The organism is Thalassobaculum sp. (genome assembly GCF_040219615.1).
Taxonomy (GTDB): domain Bacteria; phylum Pseudomonadota; class Alphaproteobacteria; order Thalassobaculales; family Thalassobaculaceae; genus Thalassobaculum_A.
Genome location: NZ_JAVJSE010000038.1, coordinates 526918 through 540680, shown reverse-complemented (window position 1 = coordinate 540680; position 13763 = coordinate 526918). Strand labels below are relative to the sequence as shown.

Below are 13763 nucleotides of genomic sequence, written 5' to 3'. Positions count from 1 at the left end.
ATTCCGGAGCGGGCCGCCGCAGGCGGAACGCATCCGGAACCCACGGCGCGACGGGCATCAACCCCCGAACGCCACCCCGATCGAGCCCAGCACGCCGAAGTCGCCGTGCAGCCGGTCGCCGGGCCGGATCGCGATCGGCACCACGCAGGTACCGGTGGTGACCACCTGGCCGGCGCCGAGGGTAACGCCCTGGCCCGACAGCTCGTTGACCAGCCAGGTGAGCGCGATCCGCGGGTCGCCGAGCACGTTCGAGCCGAGCCCGGGATGCGTGCCGGTGCGCGGCATCGTCCCGGTCACCCTGTGCGCCGCCAGGTCGAGCGCCCGCCAGTCGGCAGTGGTGGCCTCGCCCAGCACGAAGTCGCGGGCGCAGGCGGCCTCGGCGATCAGCTGGGCCGCACCGGCGGTCTCGAAGCGCTCGAACCGCGAGTCCGGCACCTCGATCGCCGGGTGCAGGGTGGCGACCGCGTCCAGCACCTCGGCCTCACCGTAGGCGGCGGCCCGCGGCGGCAGGTCGCGCGCCATCCGGAACGCGAACTCCAGTTCGGCCACCAGCATGCGGTTGCCGGCGAGGGGGATCTCCGCGTCGGCCGCGTGCACCCGCTCGGCCAGGATGCGCCCGGCCAGCGGGCCGTCGACCCCGATATGGCGCTGCCCGGCGACGCTGGTGGCGGCGATCTTCCAGCCGAACAGCGGGGCGGCGGTGTGGCGCATCAGCCCGGCCTGCACGGCATAGCCCTCGGCCCGGGTCTCCGGCCGCAGCCCGTCGGGCAGGGCGGCCATCGCGCTGCCGTCGCGCCAGTGCCGCCAGACCAGGTCGGCGGCCTCCTGCGCCCGTGCAGGTTCCAGCATCGCCCCGTCCTCCGTTCCACGCCGATCCGCCGGAGGCGTAGCAGGATCCCGGTCCCGGCGGAAGCCGGGGCTCAGACCGGGGCTCAGACTGGGCGGGCGGTGAAGCGCAGCAGGGCGGTGCCGTCGGGTCCGTACAGGGTCAGGTGGTCGCCGGTGATGTTCCAGGTCGTTGCCTTGGCCAGGGCGTCGCGGAACGCCTGCTCTAGCTCCATGGCGCCGGGGCAGGCCATCCGGGTGCTCGGCCCCAGGGTGAAGGACAGGCTCTGGTCGGACAGGGCGTATTCGCCGCCGATCCCGTTGCAGCCGGCGTTGCCGCTGAACACCGGCAGGTCGGCGTTCAGCTCCAGGAACGGCAGCTTGCCGCCGGGCGAGGGGGCCACGGTCTGCGCCCCGACCGCCAGCAGCCTCCAGGTGGTCTCGCGCAACGGCGGCCGGCCGTCCGGCGCGCTCCAGGTGGCGGGCGCGGGCTGGGCCGGCGGCGCGCAGCTCTCGCCGGGGCGGATGGCGACGAAGCGCTCGACCGCCAGGGTCCGGCCGAGTCCGGCACCGGACGGCAGCGGGCCCAGGCCGACCCGGCCGTCCAGCTCGACCAGCACGGCCTCGCCGGGTTGCGGCCGGGCCCGCTGGTAGGCGCTGGCCAGCAGCGCGCCCTGGCCGCCGGCGGCGACCGCGACGGCCCGGCTGTCGCCGCACTCGACGAAGGTCGCGCCGTCGGTCGAGCCGCGGTACAGGCCGCGGACCCGGCGCACCGGGGCGTCGGTGGTGCCCGGTGCCCCCAGCACCATGGGGCCGCGGCTGGCGACCGCCGGCGGGTAGGGCGGCGGGACCGACAGGGCCGGGGCGGTGGCCGGTGGCGCGTAGGCCGGCGGAACCGAGGCTTCGGCGCCGCCGCGGACCAGCTCGTAGTTGAGCTCCGAGACGATCGGCTGGCCGGTGACGTCGAGCAGCCGCAGGCGGTCGGCGCTGCGCACCTCGAACACGGTCGCCGGCGGCGGGGCGCCGCCCAGGGTCAGCTTGCGCGCGCTCGGGTCGTAGCGCCAGCCGCCGCGCTCGGTGAATTCCGGCTCGCCCTGCCGGCCGAGATAGCGGCGCACCAGGGTGTAGCGGTCGCGCGGCTCCAGGGTCAGGCTGTACTCGATGCCGGCGCAGTCGGCGCAGGGCAGGGTGCCGGCATACTCCGCGGGCAGCGCCGGCGGGAAGCCGGCGGCGGTGGACGGGCCGGGCGTCGGGACCGGCGCCGGGATCGCGGGCGACGTCGGCGGCGGCAGGGTCGAGGCGGTGATGCCGCCGCCGGGCCGCGGAGTGGCCGCGGCGCTGCCGCCGGCCGGCGCCAGGGTCAGGCTGACCGGCACCGGCTGGCCGTCGACGAAGGCCGGCACCGGGGCGGCGGTGGCGAACCGCAGCGCGCCGCCGTCGGCGATCCGCGCCTCGATCGTGTAGCGGTGGCCCGGCTTGATCAGCGCCGGGTCGTAGGGGATGGCGAAGCGCAGCGGCCGGGTCTGGATCGGCCGGACCCGGGTGCGGCCGATCAGCTCGGGCGCCCGGCCGGTCGGGGTGACGTCCAGCACCGTGGCCTCGAACTCGGCGCTCTCGGGCACGGCCGGGCCGTCCCAGTAGGCGCTGCCGGTCAGCACCGGCTGGGCCGGTGAAGAGATCGTCTGGCCGTGGGCGCCGGGGCCTGTGGCCAGCACGGCCGCGAACAGCGCGGCGGTGGCCGCGGCGGCCAGCTTCAGGGGAATGGCAAGGGCAAGCGATCGGTTCATGGCGTCCTCCGGGTGCCGGGCACGGCACCACCGGAAAACGGCAGGAGCGGGGCGGGGTTCCCGGGGTGGTGTGGCGGCTGCGGCCGGCCCTTCGTGGCCCGCCGCTTCGCGACGGGCACCTCAGGGCGATAGAGGAAAGACGCGGCGTGCGGAAACCAACATCCCCTGTCGCCCTGAGGTGCCGCGCATCGCGCGGCCGCGAAGGGCCGGCCGGAGCCGCTACCCCGCCGCCGCCCGCTCCCTTACCCCGCCGAAGTCGTAGCCCCGCCCCGGCGCGGCGTCGAACAGCGCCCGGGTGTAGTCCTCGCGCGGGTTGGCGAACACCTCGACGGTCGTGCCCTCCTCGACCACGCGGCCCTTGTGCATGACCATGATGCGGTCGCAGATCTGGGCGGCGACGCGCAGGTCGTGGGTGATGAACAGCACCGCGAGGTTGAACTTCTTGCGCACGTCGTCCAGCAGCTCCAGCACCTGGGCCTGCACCGAGACGTCGAGCGCCGAGACCGCCTCGTCGGCGATCAGCACGTCGGGCTCCATGGCGAGCGCGCGGGCGATGCAGATGCGCTGGCGCTGGCCGCCGGAGAACTGGTGCGGGTAGCGCTCGACGGCGTCCGGCTCCAGCCCGACCAGGGTCATCAGGCCGCGCGCCTTGGCGAGCGCGTCGGCGCGCGACACCCCGAAGTTCATCGGCCCCTCGATGATCGACTCGGCCACGGTCTGGCGCGGGTTCAGCGAGCGGTAGGGGTCCTGGAACACGATCTGCACGCGCTTGCGGTGCTTGCGCAGCAACGGTGCCGACAGCCTGGCGATCTCGGCGTCGTGCAGGAAGATCTCGCCGTCGGTCGGGTCGATCAGCCGGACCACGCAGCGCGCCACGGTGGACTTGCCGGAGCCGGACTCGCCGACGATGCCCAGGGTCTCGCCCTTGCGCACCACCAGGTTGACGTCCTCGGCGGCCCGCACGATGCGGGCCTTGCGCAGGAACCCGCCGCCGCCATAGGTCTTGCCGAGGCCGCGGGTCTCCAGCGCCACCGGGGCGCGGTCGAGGGGCGCGCGGGCCGGCGGGTTCAGGCTCGGCACCGAGCCGATCAGCATGCGGGTGTAGGGGTGGCTCGGCCGCCGCAGGATCTCGTCCGCGGTGCCGGTCTCGACCACGGCGCCCTGCTGCATGACGACAACCCGGTCGGCGATGTCGGCGACCACGCCGAAGTCGTGGGTGATGAACAGCACGCCGGTTCCGCGCCGCTCCTGCATCTCCTTCACCAGCTTCAGGATCTGCGCCTGGGTGGTAACGTCGAGCGCGGTGGTCGGCTCGTCGGCGATCAGCAGCGCCGGGTCGAGCACCAGGGCCGAGGCGATCATGATGCGCTGGCGCTGGCCGCCCGACAGCTGGTGCGGGTAGGCGTTCAGCATGGCCTTCGGGTCGGGCAGGCGCACCAGCTCCATGATGTCGAGCACGCGCCGCTCGCGCTCGCCGCGGTCGAGCTGGGTGTGGATGTCCAGCACCTCGCCGATCTGGTCGCCGACGGTCATCACCGGGTTCAGCGCCGTCATCGGCTCCTGGAAGATCATCGACAGCCGCTCGCCGCGCATCCGGCGCAGCTCGGTCGGCGACTTCTGCAGCAGGTCGTCGCCCTCGAACACGATGCTGCCGGCGACCGGCCGCAGCTGGCGCTTGGGCAGCAGGCCCATCACCGTGAAGGCGGTGACCGACTTGCCGGAGCCGGACTCGCCGACGATGCAGACGATCTCGCCGGCGCCGACGCTGAACGACACGTTCTGGATGGCGTTCAGGCGGTCGGCGCCCTCCGGCAGCCGGACCGTCAGGCCCTGGACATCGAGGACGGTGCGGTGCCCGCCGGTGGGGGACGCGCCGGGGGGGGACGCGCCGGGGGGGGAGGTGTCGGTCATATCCGCTTCGCCAGTTTCGGGTCGAGCTTGTCGCGCAATGCGTCGCCCAGCACGTTGACCGCCAGGATGGTCAGCGCCAGGGCGACCCCGGGATACAGCACGATCCACGGGGCGAGCGGGAAGAACAGCCGGCCCTCGGCCATCATGTTGCCCCAGCTCGGGACCTCCGGCGGGGTGCCGGCGCCCAGGAACGACAGGAAGGATTCCACCAGCATCGCCGAGGCGCAGACATAGGTGGCCTGCACGATCAGCGGCGGGATGGTGTTGGGCAGGATGTGCTTGCGCAGGATCTTGGTGACCGGCGTGGCGGCCGAGATCGCCGCCTCCACATACGGCTCCTCGCGCACCGACAGCACCACCGCGCGGACCAGCCGGACCACCCGCGGAACTTCCGGGATGGTGATGGCGACGATCACCGTCAGCAGGCTGGCGCCGGACAGCGACACCAGGGCGATCGCCAGCAGGATGCCGGGGATCGCCATCAGCCCGTCCATCACCCGCATGACGATGCCGTCGAGCCAGCGGACATAGCCGGCGACCATGCCGATCAGCAGCCCGAACACCACCGACAGGGCGGCAGCCGAGACCCCGACGGTCAGCGACACCCGGGCGCCGTAGACGACCCGGCTCCACACGTCGCGGCCGTACATGTCGGTGCCCAGCCAGAACGCCTCGCTCGGCGGTTTCAGGCGGTTCACCGGGTTCAGGGCGATCGGGTCGCTGGTCCACAGCAGCGGCGCCAGGATCGCGGCCAGGATCACGGTGATCATGACGACCGCGCCGATGATGCCGATCGGATGGCCGGCCAGGAGGGACCACGGCCCGGAGAGGCGGCGGACCAGGGCGGATGTGGTTTGCTCGGTCAATACCGGATCCTCGGGTCGAGCATCGTGTAGACGATGTCGATCAGCAGGTTGAGCACGATGTAGAGCAGCGAGAAGAACAGGATCAGGCCCTGGATGATCGGGTAGTCGCGCTTCAGGATGGCGTCGACCACCAGCCGGCCCAGGCCCGGGATGTTGAACACGCTCTCGGTGATCACCACGCCGCCGATCAGCGCGGCGATGCCGAGGCCGATCACCGTGACGATCGGCACCGAGGCGTTGCGCAGAGCGTGCACCAGCAGCACCTTGCTCTCGACCTGGCCCTTGGCGCGGGCGGTGCGGATGTAGTCCTCCTCCAGCACCTCCAGCACGCTGGCCCGGGTGATGCGGGCGACCAGGGCGACGTAGAACGCCGAGAGCGCTCCGGCCGGCAGGGCGATGTGCCGCAGGAACAGGCCGATCCCGTCCGACGGGCTCTTGTAGCCCTGCACCGGCAGCCACTTCAGCTCCAGCGAGAAGCCCCAGACCATGAAATAGCCGAGCACGAACACCGGGATCGAGAACCCGAACACGGCGAACACCATCACCGAGCGGTCGACCCAGGTCCCCGACTTGAAGGCGGCCAGCGCGCCCAGCGGCACCGCCACCAGCACCGAGAACACCACGGTGACCAGCGACAGCATCAGGGTCGGCTCGATGCGCTGGCCGATCAGCGTGGTGACCGGCAGGTTGGAGAAGATCGAGATCCCGAGGTCGCCCTGCACCAGTCGCAGGATCCAGCTGAAGAACTGCACCGCGATCGGCTCGTTCAGGCCGAGCTGGTCGCGGATCCGGGCAATGTCGGCCGGGCTGGCGTAGTCGCCGGCGATCACGGTGGCCGGATCGCCGGGCGACAGCCGCAGGATCATGAACACGACGAACGCCACCACCAGCATGACCGGGATGGTGGCGAGCGCGCGCCGGCCGATGAATATCCACATGGTCTAGAAGTCCTCTCCACCGTCGCGTCGTGGGTCCCGGATCGCCGGCGCCGACGCGCGGCCGTCCGGGATGCCGGCGGGGAGGGGGGGGCGGCCGAGGGGGAGTCCCCCTCCAGACCTCATCCCGGACAGCCCTCGATCCCATCGAGAGATGACCCGGGACCCACCCGCCGCTTCGGGTCTTGTGCTGACCATCGACAGGTCCGCCTTCGCTCCGGTCTCGATCACACCGACATGTTCCAGAAGAACTGCACCGGGGATCTGATCATGCCCTTGACGCTCTCGCGATAGCCGCAGGGCAGGAAGAAATTCCCCCGGCCACCGCGATCGTCCGTCGGGTATGGCGGCCGGCGGGGCCCGGGACGGGGCCCCGCCGGCCGTGCTGGTCGTCAGACGGACATGTTCCAGAAGAACTGGACCGGCGACTTGATCATGCCCTTCACGTTGTCGCGGTAGCCGCACGGCACGAAGAAGGTGCCGACATTGGCGTGGGTGCCGACCTCGATCGCCCGTTGCTGGATCGCCTTGCCCAGTTCCTTCTGCTCGGCCGGATCGCTGGTGAAGGCGAACTTGTCGCGCAGTTCCTCGAGCTTGGCGTCGGTCGGCCAGCCGAACCAGGCCTTCTCGGTACCGCCGCCGGACAGGCCGACCGCGGCGATCGGGTTGACCAGGTCGCCGCCGATCCACCAGGTGTGGAACACGTTCCAGCCGCCCTGGTCGACCGGGTCCTTCTTGGCCCGGCGCGAAGTCAGGGTCGACCAGTCCATGGCCTGCAACTCGACCTCCATGCCGAGCGAGCGCATGGTCTCGGCCGCCACCAGGCTGAACGCCGAGGTGATCGGGATGTCGGTCGGCTGCATCAGCACCACCTTGGTGCCGTCGTAGCCGCCTTCCTCCAGCAGCTTCTTGCTGCGTGCCAGGTCGATCGGCCGGATCATGTCCAGGCCGGCGTCGTTCTCGAGCGGCGAGCCGCACGGGAAGTAGCTCTCGCAGACCTTGTAGAATTCGGGGTTGCCGACGCCGGCCTGCAGGAACTTCTCCTGGTTGACGGCGCTGATCACGGCGCGCCGGGCCTCGGCCGTGTTGAACGGCTTCAGCAGGTGGTTGAAGCGCAGCATGCCCTGGCTGCCGAGCGGATCCAGCACTTCGGTGGTGATACCCGGGGTCTGGCCGATGATCGGCGCCAGGTCGCCCGGCACCTGCTCGTAGTAGTCGACCTCGCCGGAGACCAGCGCGTTCATGGCGGTGGTCGGGTCCGGGATGTACAGCCACTCGACCCGGTCGACCTTGACGACCTTGCCGCCGGCGGCGGCGCTCGCCGGCTCCTTGCGCGGGACGTAGGCCTCGTTCTTGGCGTAGACCACCTTGGAGCCGGGGACCCACTCCTCCTTGACGAACTTGTACGGGCCGGAGCCGATGACCTCGGGGATCTGCTTGAACGGGTCGGTCTCGGCCAGCCGCTTCGGCATCATGAACGGCACGTTCGACGAGATCTTGCCGATCGCGTCGAGCACCAGGCCGAACGGCTTCTCGAGCGTGAGCACGAAGGTCTTGGCGTCGACCGCCTCCAGGCTCTTGGTGTACTGCATGAGCTTCTGGCCCATGCCGTCGCGCTTGCCCCAGCGCTTCAGCGAGGCGACACAGTCCTCGGCGGTGACCGGCGGGCCATCGTGCCAGGCCAGGCCGTCGCGCAGGGTGAAGGTCCAGACCAGCCGGTCGTCGCTGACGGTGTAGGTATCGACCATCTGCGGACGCGGCGTCAGCGTCTCGTCCATCGCAAACAGCGTGTCGAAGATCATGTAGCCGTGGTTCCGCGTGATGTACGCGGTGGTCCAGATCGGGTCGATGTTCTTCAGGTCGGCATGCGGGATCACCCGCAGGACCGATCCGGCGGCGCGCGCCCCCCGCGGCAGCGAGGCGACGAAAGGCGCGGCGATGGCGCCCCCCACGAAGGCTCGACGTGTAAACGACATCCCTGCTCTCCTTTTTCGTTGCCGGAGCGTCCGACGGTCCCCGCCCGAGAGGACGTCCGTGCCGGCCCGGTTTCGCAATTCATGTGCCATCCGGAATGCCGCGGGAAAGCCGCGGATTTCGGGGTGTCAGGCTGCAATTCCTCGGGGCTGTTGCGCCCCCTGGTGATTGTCATTCGGGCGAACGGGACGGGCATATGCCCAAGAGACCGGCAGCCCGCCGGCATGCTTGTACATGCCGTTCGAACCGCCATGACCATAATCGAGCGCTCTCCGGACGGGGCCTGTCAACCGCCGTGCTTCACAATCCGATGGCGGCGCGGGACAATGCAGGCTGATTCGGCCCGGACCCCGGCTGCGAGAACCGGCCGCGAGAGAACGAGATGGCGATCCGACAGTTCGACACCGGCTTCATCGACCTGGACGGCAAGACCGTGCTGGTGACCGGCGGCACCGGCTCGTTCGGCCGGCAGTTCGTCCGCACCGTGCTCGGCCGGTTCCGGACCCGGCGCTGCATCGTGTTCTCGCGCGACGAGCAGAAGCAGTACGACATGGGCCAGGAGTTCGTTCAGGAGCCGTCCCGCGAGATCCGATACTTCATCGGCGACGTGCGCGACGTCGACCGGCTCGAGATGGCGATGCGCGGCGTCGACTACGTGGTGCACGCAGCCGCCCTGAAGCACGTGCCGACCGCCGAGTACAACCCGTTCGAATGCGTGCGCACCAACGTCGACGGCGCCGAGAACGTGGTGACGGCGGCGATCCGGACCGGCGTGCGCAAGGTGATCGCGCTGTCGACCGACAAGGCGGCAAACCCGATCAACCTATACGGCGCCACCAAGCTCGCCTCCGACAAGATCTTCGTCGCCGCCAACAACCTGTCGGGCGCCGGCGGCTGCCAGTTCTCCGTGGTGCGCTACGGCAACGTCATCGGTTCGCGCGGCAGCGTCATCCCGTTCTTCCGCAAGCTGGTGGACGCGAAGAAGGACAGGCTGCCGATCACCGATCCGCGCATGACCCGGTTCTGGATCACCCTGCAGCAGGGCGTGAACTTCGTGCTGTCGTCGATGGAACTGATGCACGGCGGCGAGATCTTCGTGCCGAAGATCCCCAGCATGAAGATCGTCGACGTGGCGGAGTGCATGGGCCCCGGCCTGCCGCATGAGGTGGTCGGGATCCGCCCGGGCGAGAAGCTGCACGAGGTGATGGTGCCGGAGGACGACGCCCGCACCACCGTCGAGATCGACGACCGCTACATCGTGCTGCCGGCCTTCGTCGACAACCCGCTGCGCGACTGGCTGGGACGCGGCGCCCGCCCGGTCGACCCGGCGTTCCGCTACGCCAGCGACAGCAACGACGAGTGGCTGACCATGGACGAACTCGGCGGCATGGTCGCGCAGACCTGACGCTGCCGCCGGCGCCGCTCAGCCGCTCCGGTCGTCGCGCCTGGCCCAGCCCATGATCCAGACCGCCGGCGGAATCCAAAGCAGCCCGGCCAGCAGGTAGTAGACCGCCTGCAGCAGCGCATGCTCGGGCAGCGCGCCGCCGAGCGTGGCGGCGGCCGCCGCGTAGCCGGTCAGGCCGATCAGAATGGCGATTCCGCCGATGGGGGTGCGCCAGCGCATGGCCCGGGCATAGACGACGGCCGGCGGCAGGACAAGCCCGCATGCGTCGGACTGTCCGGGAGGCGCGGGCGCCGGTCGCTTCTGGGGTAGGCGCCGGCGGCGGCGCATGCTAGCGCAGCGTCACGAATGGCGCGGAGGATCGACATGCCCGGCCCGATTGCCTCGATCGCCGCGCTGCTTCTCAGTATCGGCCTGCTGCAGGCCGCCAACGGCCTGTTCGGCTCGCTGCTGGGCGTCCGGCTCGGCCTCGACCCGCAGTTCTCGGCGAGCGTCGCCGGCCTCGTGCTGTCCGGCTATTTCGTCGGCCTGGTGCTCGGCTGCCTGACCTGCGGGCGGATCATCGAGCGGGTCGGCCATGTGCGCGCCTTCGCCGCCCTGGTCTCGATCGTCTCGGCCACCGCGGTCGCCCATGCCTTCGCGGTCGAGCCGGTCTACTGGTTCGTGCTGCGGGTCGCGTTCGGCTTCTGCATGGCCGGCGTCTACATGGTGGCCGAGAGCTGGATGAACGGCGCCGCCACCAACGCCACCCGCGGTGCCCTGCTGTCGATCTACATGGTGGTTCAGTACGGGGCGATGGGCGCCGGGCAGTTCCTGCTGAACCTCTCCGACCCGGCCAGCTTCGTGCTGTACGGGGTGGCCTCGATCCTGTTCTCGCTGGCACTGGTGCCGATCACGCTCGCGCGCTCGGCGGCGTCCGGCGAGGTCGGGCGCTCGGCGCTCGGCTTCATCGCCCTGTACCGGATCTCGCCGCTCGGCATCGTCGGCAGCTTCGGCAGCGGCACGCTGTCCGGCGCGGTGTTCGCGACCGCCTCGGTGTATGCCGCCACGATCGGCATGGCGGTGTCGCAGATCGCCATCTTCGTCTCTTCCGGAATCCTGGGCGGGCTGGTGGTGCAGTGGCCGCTGGGCAAGCTGTCCGACCGGTTCGACCGCCGGACGGTGCTGACCGGCTGTTTCTTCGCGGCGGCGGTGCTGGCGGCGGTGCTGGCGTTCTCTCCGGGCCTCGGCTTCTGGCCGTTCGTGATCCTGGCCGGCGCCTATGGCGGGGTGGCGGTCACGCTGTACTCGATCGCCGTGGCGCATGCCAACGACCACATCGAGGCCAACGACCTGGTGGCGGCCAGCGCCGGCCTGCTGCTCGCCTACAGCCTCGGCGCCGTGATCGGCCCGATCGCCTCGACCAACGCGATCGCGCTGGTCGGGCCCTCCGGCTTCTACGGATTCGGCGTGGTGGTGGCGACGCTGGTCGGGCTGTTCGCGCTGTGGCGGATGACCCGCCGCGCGGCGCCGGAGGACCAGGGGCCGTTCGTGGCGGTGCCGCGCACCAGCCCGATGGTCTCGGACCTGGATCCGCGCGCCGAGCCGGCGGATGACGAGATGCCGGGCCAGCCTCCGGTACCGTCATGACCGGGGCGGTCAGCTTCCGGCCCGCCGGTGAGGTCGACTTCGAGACCCTGCTCGACCTGCGGATCCGTGTCCTGCGTCCGCATCTGGAACGGGTCGGCCGGTTCGACCCGGAGCGGGCGCGGCGGTATTTCAGGGCGGGTTACGATCCGACCCATCTGCGGTTGATCCTGGTCGACGGCAGCTTTGCGGGCTGTGTGGCGCTCAAGCCCGAGGGTGACGGCCTGGTGCTCGAGCATTTCTACCTCGACGAGGCGGTGCAGGGCCGCGGGGTCGGCGGCGCGGTCCTGCGCCGGCTGATCGCCGAGGCCGATGCGGCGGGGTTGCCGATCCGCCTCGGGGTCCTCAAGGGCAGCCCGGCCGCCCGGCTGTACCTGCGGCACGGCTTCGCCTGGACCCATGACGAGCCGTTCGACGACTACTACGAGCGCCGGCCCGGGTGACCGGGTATATGGCCCGGTCGTCGGGCCGGTTCGGACCTATGCCGCTTCGGCGCCGTAGTAGGTGGTCACCACGTGCGTCGCCTCGGCGAAGAATAGCCAGCGCTCGACCACCGCGCCGGCCGACCCGGCCAGCGCCGCCAGCAGCAGCATCGGTACGGCGACGCTCGCCGTGCCGACGGCGGCCGCGGCCAGCAGCAGCGCCAGCGCCAGCCCGATGCCCAGCCCGCCGGCGATGACGCGCAGCTTGCGCGCGTGCTTGCGGGCGATCCGGTAGCCCATCTCGCGCATCACGTAGTTGCGCGAGGTGGTGGGGGCCTCCAGGAGCCTTACCCGGCCGAGACCGCCGAGGCCGGTGGCGGTTCCGGCGGTCGCCGCCGGCGCCCCGGTGTCGACCGACCGCCAGTAGGCCAGCTTCAGGGCCGCCACCGCGATCCCGGCGGCGACCGTCAGCCACAGGAAGACGCCGGCCTCGCCGCCGAACACCGCGGTCAGCAGTGCCATCCACAGGCCGCCGGTGTACAGCGCGATCGCCAGGTAGACCGGCACCGTCAGCGGGTGCCGCCACTGCCGGATGGTGGCCAGCGAGGCGTAGATCATGCCGGTGCAGGCGACGGTGACGACCGCGCCGAGGGCGGCCAGCAGCCCGAGGACGGCCCACACCCCGTCGGTCCGGCCGAGGCAGACCCAGCCGATCGCGAACAGCCCGGCCGGCAGGTAGGTGACGACCGCCGCCAGGCCCTCGCGCGACAGCCAGGACGAGCGCCATTGCGACATCGCCCGCCAGGCCCGCTCCGGATGGCCGAGGTGGAAGGTCGAGGCCAGCAGGCCTGCGGTGATCAGGCCGAGCGCCAGCGCCAGCCCGGTGAGGCCGAGCCCGAGGCCGGCCGGGACCAGCCCGCCGGCGCCGGCGAGGCCGAGCAGGAACAGCAGGCCGTAGCCGGCCCCGGAGGCGGTGGTGAAGAAGATGACGGAAGCGGCGGGATGCATGGTTCAGCTCTCCGTCAGCGCGACAGCACGGCGTCGACCCAGGCCAGCAGCTTGCCGCCGGTGGTCGCGGCGGTTCCGGTCCCCGACGCCCCGCCCTGCGGCACCGCGTCGGCGGCTTCGGCCGCCAGCTGCTCGAGCCGGCTCGGCGCGCCGGTGGCGCCGCAGGTCTTCTTCTGCGGCCGCGGCGGCAGGTACTTGTTGACCGGCCGGTAGCCCATCTCGGGCATCAGGTCGTAGCCGCCGCGCTCGGCCACCAGGGTCGACACCGCGCTGTCCGGGTCGCCGAGGTCGCCGAAATGCCGGGCGCCGACCGGGCAGGTGGAGACGCAGGCCGGCACCCGGTCGATCTCCTCCAGGTTCTCGTTGTAGATCCGGTCGATGCACAGGGTGCACTTCTTCATCACGCCGTCGGCGTGGTCGTATTCGCGGGCGCCGTAGGGGCAGGCCCAGGAGCACAGCTTGCAGCCGATGCACAGGTCGGCGTTGACCAGGACGATGCCGTCCTCCTCGCGCTTGTAGCTGGCGCCGGTCGGGCAGACGGTCACGCAGGCCGGGGTCTCGCAATGCAGGCAGGACCGCGGGAAGTGCACGGTCCGGCCCTCGGCGCCGTCGCCGGCCTCGTAGGTGTGGATGCGGTTGAACCACACTCCCCAGGCGCCGGCGTCGTCGATCCCGTCGCCGGCGCTCTCGGTCCCGGAATAGGCGTTCCAGTCGGTCAGCGGCGCGGAGTGGCCGCCGGCGTTCCATTCCTTGCAGTTCACCGCGCAGGCATGGCAGCCGACGCAGATGTCCAGGTCGATGACCAGGCCGAGCTTCTTCGTGCCGGCGGTGGCGGCGGGGAGCGAGGTCATTCCGCGGCCTCCGGTCTGGCGTGGCACCGCATTGCCGCACGTCGCCACGTGGGTTCCGGCTCGGCCGCGCCGGGGCGGCGTGCCCGTCCGGAATGACGACAAGGATAGGGAGTTGGGCAGGTGATCGCGGCTCCTCGAAGTCGAGCCGGGGGCAGC

General features: G+C 71.3%; 12 protein-coding genes. 3 read left to right on the top strand and 9 right to left on the bottom strand.

What is annotated here, in order from left to right; translation table 11 throughout:
• Window positions 1-57: 57 nt before the first annotated feature.
• The 6 genes from RIC31_RS21335 to RIC31_RS21310 all read right to left on the bottom strand — a co-directional run bounded on the left by RIC31_RS21335 (window position 58) and on the right by RIC31_RS21310 (window position 8300).
• Window positions 58-849 (bottom strand): 2-keto-4-pentenoate hydratase, encoded by a 792-nt coding sequence (locus tag RIC31_RS21335; protein ID WP_350112533.1) that lies wholly within the window; start codon window positions 847-849, stop codon window positions 58-60.
• A gap of 83 nt (window positions 850-932) precedes the next feature.
• Window positions 933-2612 carry an META domain-containing protein gene (locus RIC31_RS21330; protein WP_350112530.1) on the bottom strand — a complete coding sequence of 560 codons (1680 nt, stop codon included), beginning with the start codon at window positions 2610-2612 and terminating at the stop codon, window positions 933-935.
• A 219-nt stretch (window positions 2613-2831) separates the two neighbouring features.
• Window positions 2832-4523 carry an ABC transporter ATP-binding protein gene (locus RIC31_RS21325; RefSeq protein WP_350112528.1) on the bottom strand — a complete coding sequence of 564 codons (1692 nt, stop codon included), beginning with the start codon at window positions 4521-4523 and terminating at the stop codon, window positions 2832-2834.
• Window positions 4520-5389 carry an ABC transporter permease gene (locus RIC31_RS21320; RefSeq protein WP_350112525.1) on the bottom strand — a complete coding sequence of 290 codons (870 nt, stop codon included), beginning with the start codon at window positions 5387-5389 and terminating at the stop codon, window positions 4520-4522. The genes RIC31_RS21325 and RIC31_RS21320 overlap by 4 nt, the downstream gene beginning before the upstream one ends.
• Window positions 5386-6327 (bottom strand): ABC transporter permease, encoded by a 942-nt coding sequence (locus RIC31_RS21315; protein ID WP_350112522.1) that lies wholly within the window; start codon window positions 6325-6327, stop codon window positions 5386-5388. Before RIC31_RS21315 ends, RIC31_RS21320 begins: the two co-directional genes overlap by 4 nt.
• A gap of 389 nt (window positions 6328-6716) precedes the next feature.
• Entirely contained in the window at window positions 6717-8300 is a 1584-nt protein-coding gene (locus RIC31_RS21310) for an ABC transporter substrate-binding protein (RefSeq protein WP_350112519.1), read from the bottom strand.
• 380 nt (window positions 8301-8680) lie between these two features.
• Here RIC31_RS21310 and pseB point away from each other — a divergent pair, with 380 nt between their 5' ends.
• Window positions 8681-9703, top strand: coding sequence for a UDP-N-acetylglucosamine 4,6-dehydratase (inverting) (gene pseB, locus RIC31_RS21305; protein ID WP_350112516.1), 1023 nt, complete (start codon window positions 8681-8683; stop codon window positions 9701-9703).
• Window positions 9704-9721: 18 nt separating this feature from the next.
• On the opposite strand, the gene RIC31_RS21300 is transcribed toward pseB, so the two are convergent.
• Window positions 9722-9922 (bottom strand): DUF2842 domain-containing protein, encoded by a 201-nt coding sequence (locus RIC31_RS21300; RefSeq protein WP_350112513.1) that lies wholly within the window; start codon window positions 9920-9922, stop codon window positions 9722-9724.
• A 144-nt stretch (window positions 9923-10066) separates the two neighbouring features.
• On the opposite strand from RIC31_RS21300, the gene RIC31_RS21295 reads away from it, so the two are divergent.
• Together RIC31_RS21295 and RIC31_RS21290 are read left to right on the top strand one after the other, a co-directional pair.
• Window positions 10067-11329: an MFS transporter gene (locus tag RIC31_RS21295; protein WP_350112510.1), complete on the top strand. Its 1263-nt coding sequence runs from the start codon at window positions 10067-10069 to the stop codon at window positions 11327-11329.
• Window positions 11326-11769, top strand: a complete 444-nt coding sequence (locus RIC31_RS21290) for a GNAT family N-acetyltransferase (RefSeq protein WP_350112507.1) — start codon at window positions 11326-11328, stop codon at window positions 11767-11769. Before RIC31_RS21295 ends, RIC31_RS21290 begins: the two co-directional genes overlap by 4 nt.
• Window positions 11770-11805: 36 nt before the next feature.
• Here the strand turns inward: RIC31_RS21290 and RIC31_RS21285 are convergent, their stop codons facing one another.
• Both RIC31_RS21285 and RIC31_RS21280 read right to left on the bottom strand, forming a co-directional pair.
• Complete coding sequence (locus tag RIC31_RS21285; RefSeq protein WP_350112504.1) at window positions 11806-12756, bottom strand: dimethyl sulfoxide reductase anchor subunit family protein; 951 nt, start codon at window positions 12754-12756, stop codon at window positions 11806-11808.
• 14 nt (window positions 12757-12770) lie between these two features.
• Window positions 12771-13607, bottom strand: coding sequence for a 4Fe-4S dicluster domain-containing protein (locus RIC31_RS21280; protein WP_350112501.1), 837 nt, complete (start codon window positions 13605-13607; stop codon window positions 12771-12773).
• Window positions 13608-13763 lie beyond the last annotated feature (156 nt).

Bases quoted from the DNA above. Each gene is read 5' to 3' on its own strand.
- RIC31_RS21325 (WP_350112528.1), bottom strand. From the start codon at position 4,523: ATGACCGACACCTCCCCCCCCGGCGCGTCCCCCCCCGGCGCGTCCCCC.
- RIC31_RS21285 (WP_350112504.1), bottom strand. From the start codon at position 12,756: ATGCATCCCGCCGCTTCCGTCATCTTCTTCACCACCGCCTCCGGGGCC.
- RIC31_RS21315 (WP_350112522.1), bottom strand. From the start codon at position 6,327: ATGTGGATATTCATCGGCCGGCGCGCGCTCGCCACCATCCCGGTCATG.
- RIC31_RS21290 (WP_350112507.1), top strand. From the start codon at position 11,326: ATGACCGGGGCGGTCAGCTTCCGGCCCGCCGGTGAGGTCGACTTCGAG.
- RIC31_RS21280 (WP_350112501.1), bottom strand. From the start codon at position 13,607: ATGACCTCGCTCCCCGCCGCCACCGCCGGCACGAAGAAGCTCGGCCTG.
- RIC31_RS21335 (WP_350112533.1), bottom strand. From the start codon at position 849: ATGCTGGAACCTGCACGGGCGCAGGAGGCCGCCGACCTGGTCTGGCGG.
- RIC31_RS21295 (WP_350112510.1), top strand. From the start codon at position 10,067: ATGCCCGGCCCGATTGCCTCGATCGCCGCGCTGCTTCTCAGTATCGGC.
- RIC31_RS21310 (WP_350112519.1), bottom strand. From the start codon at position 8,300: ATGTCGTTTACACGTCGAGCCTTCGTGGGGGGCGCCATCGCCGCGCCT.
- pseB (WP_350112516.1), top strand. From the start codon at position 8,681: ATGGCGATCCGACAGTTCGACACCGGCTTCATCGACCTGGACGGCAAG.
- RIC31_RS21330 (WP_350112530.1), bottom strand. From the start codon at position 2,612: ATGAACCGATCGCTTGCCCTTGCCATTCCCCTGAAGCTGGCCGCCGCG.
- RIC31_RS21300 (WP_350112513.1), bottom strand. From the start codon at position 9,922: ATGCGCTGGCGCACCCCCATCGGCGGAATCGCCATTCTGATCGGCCTG.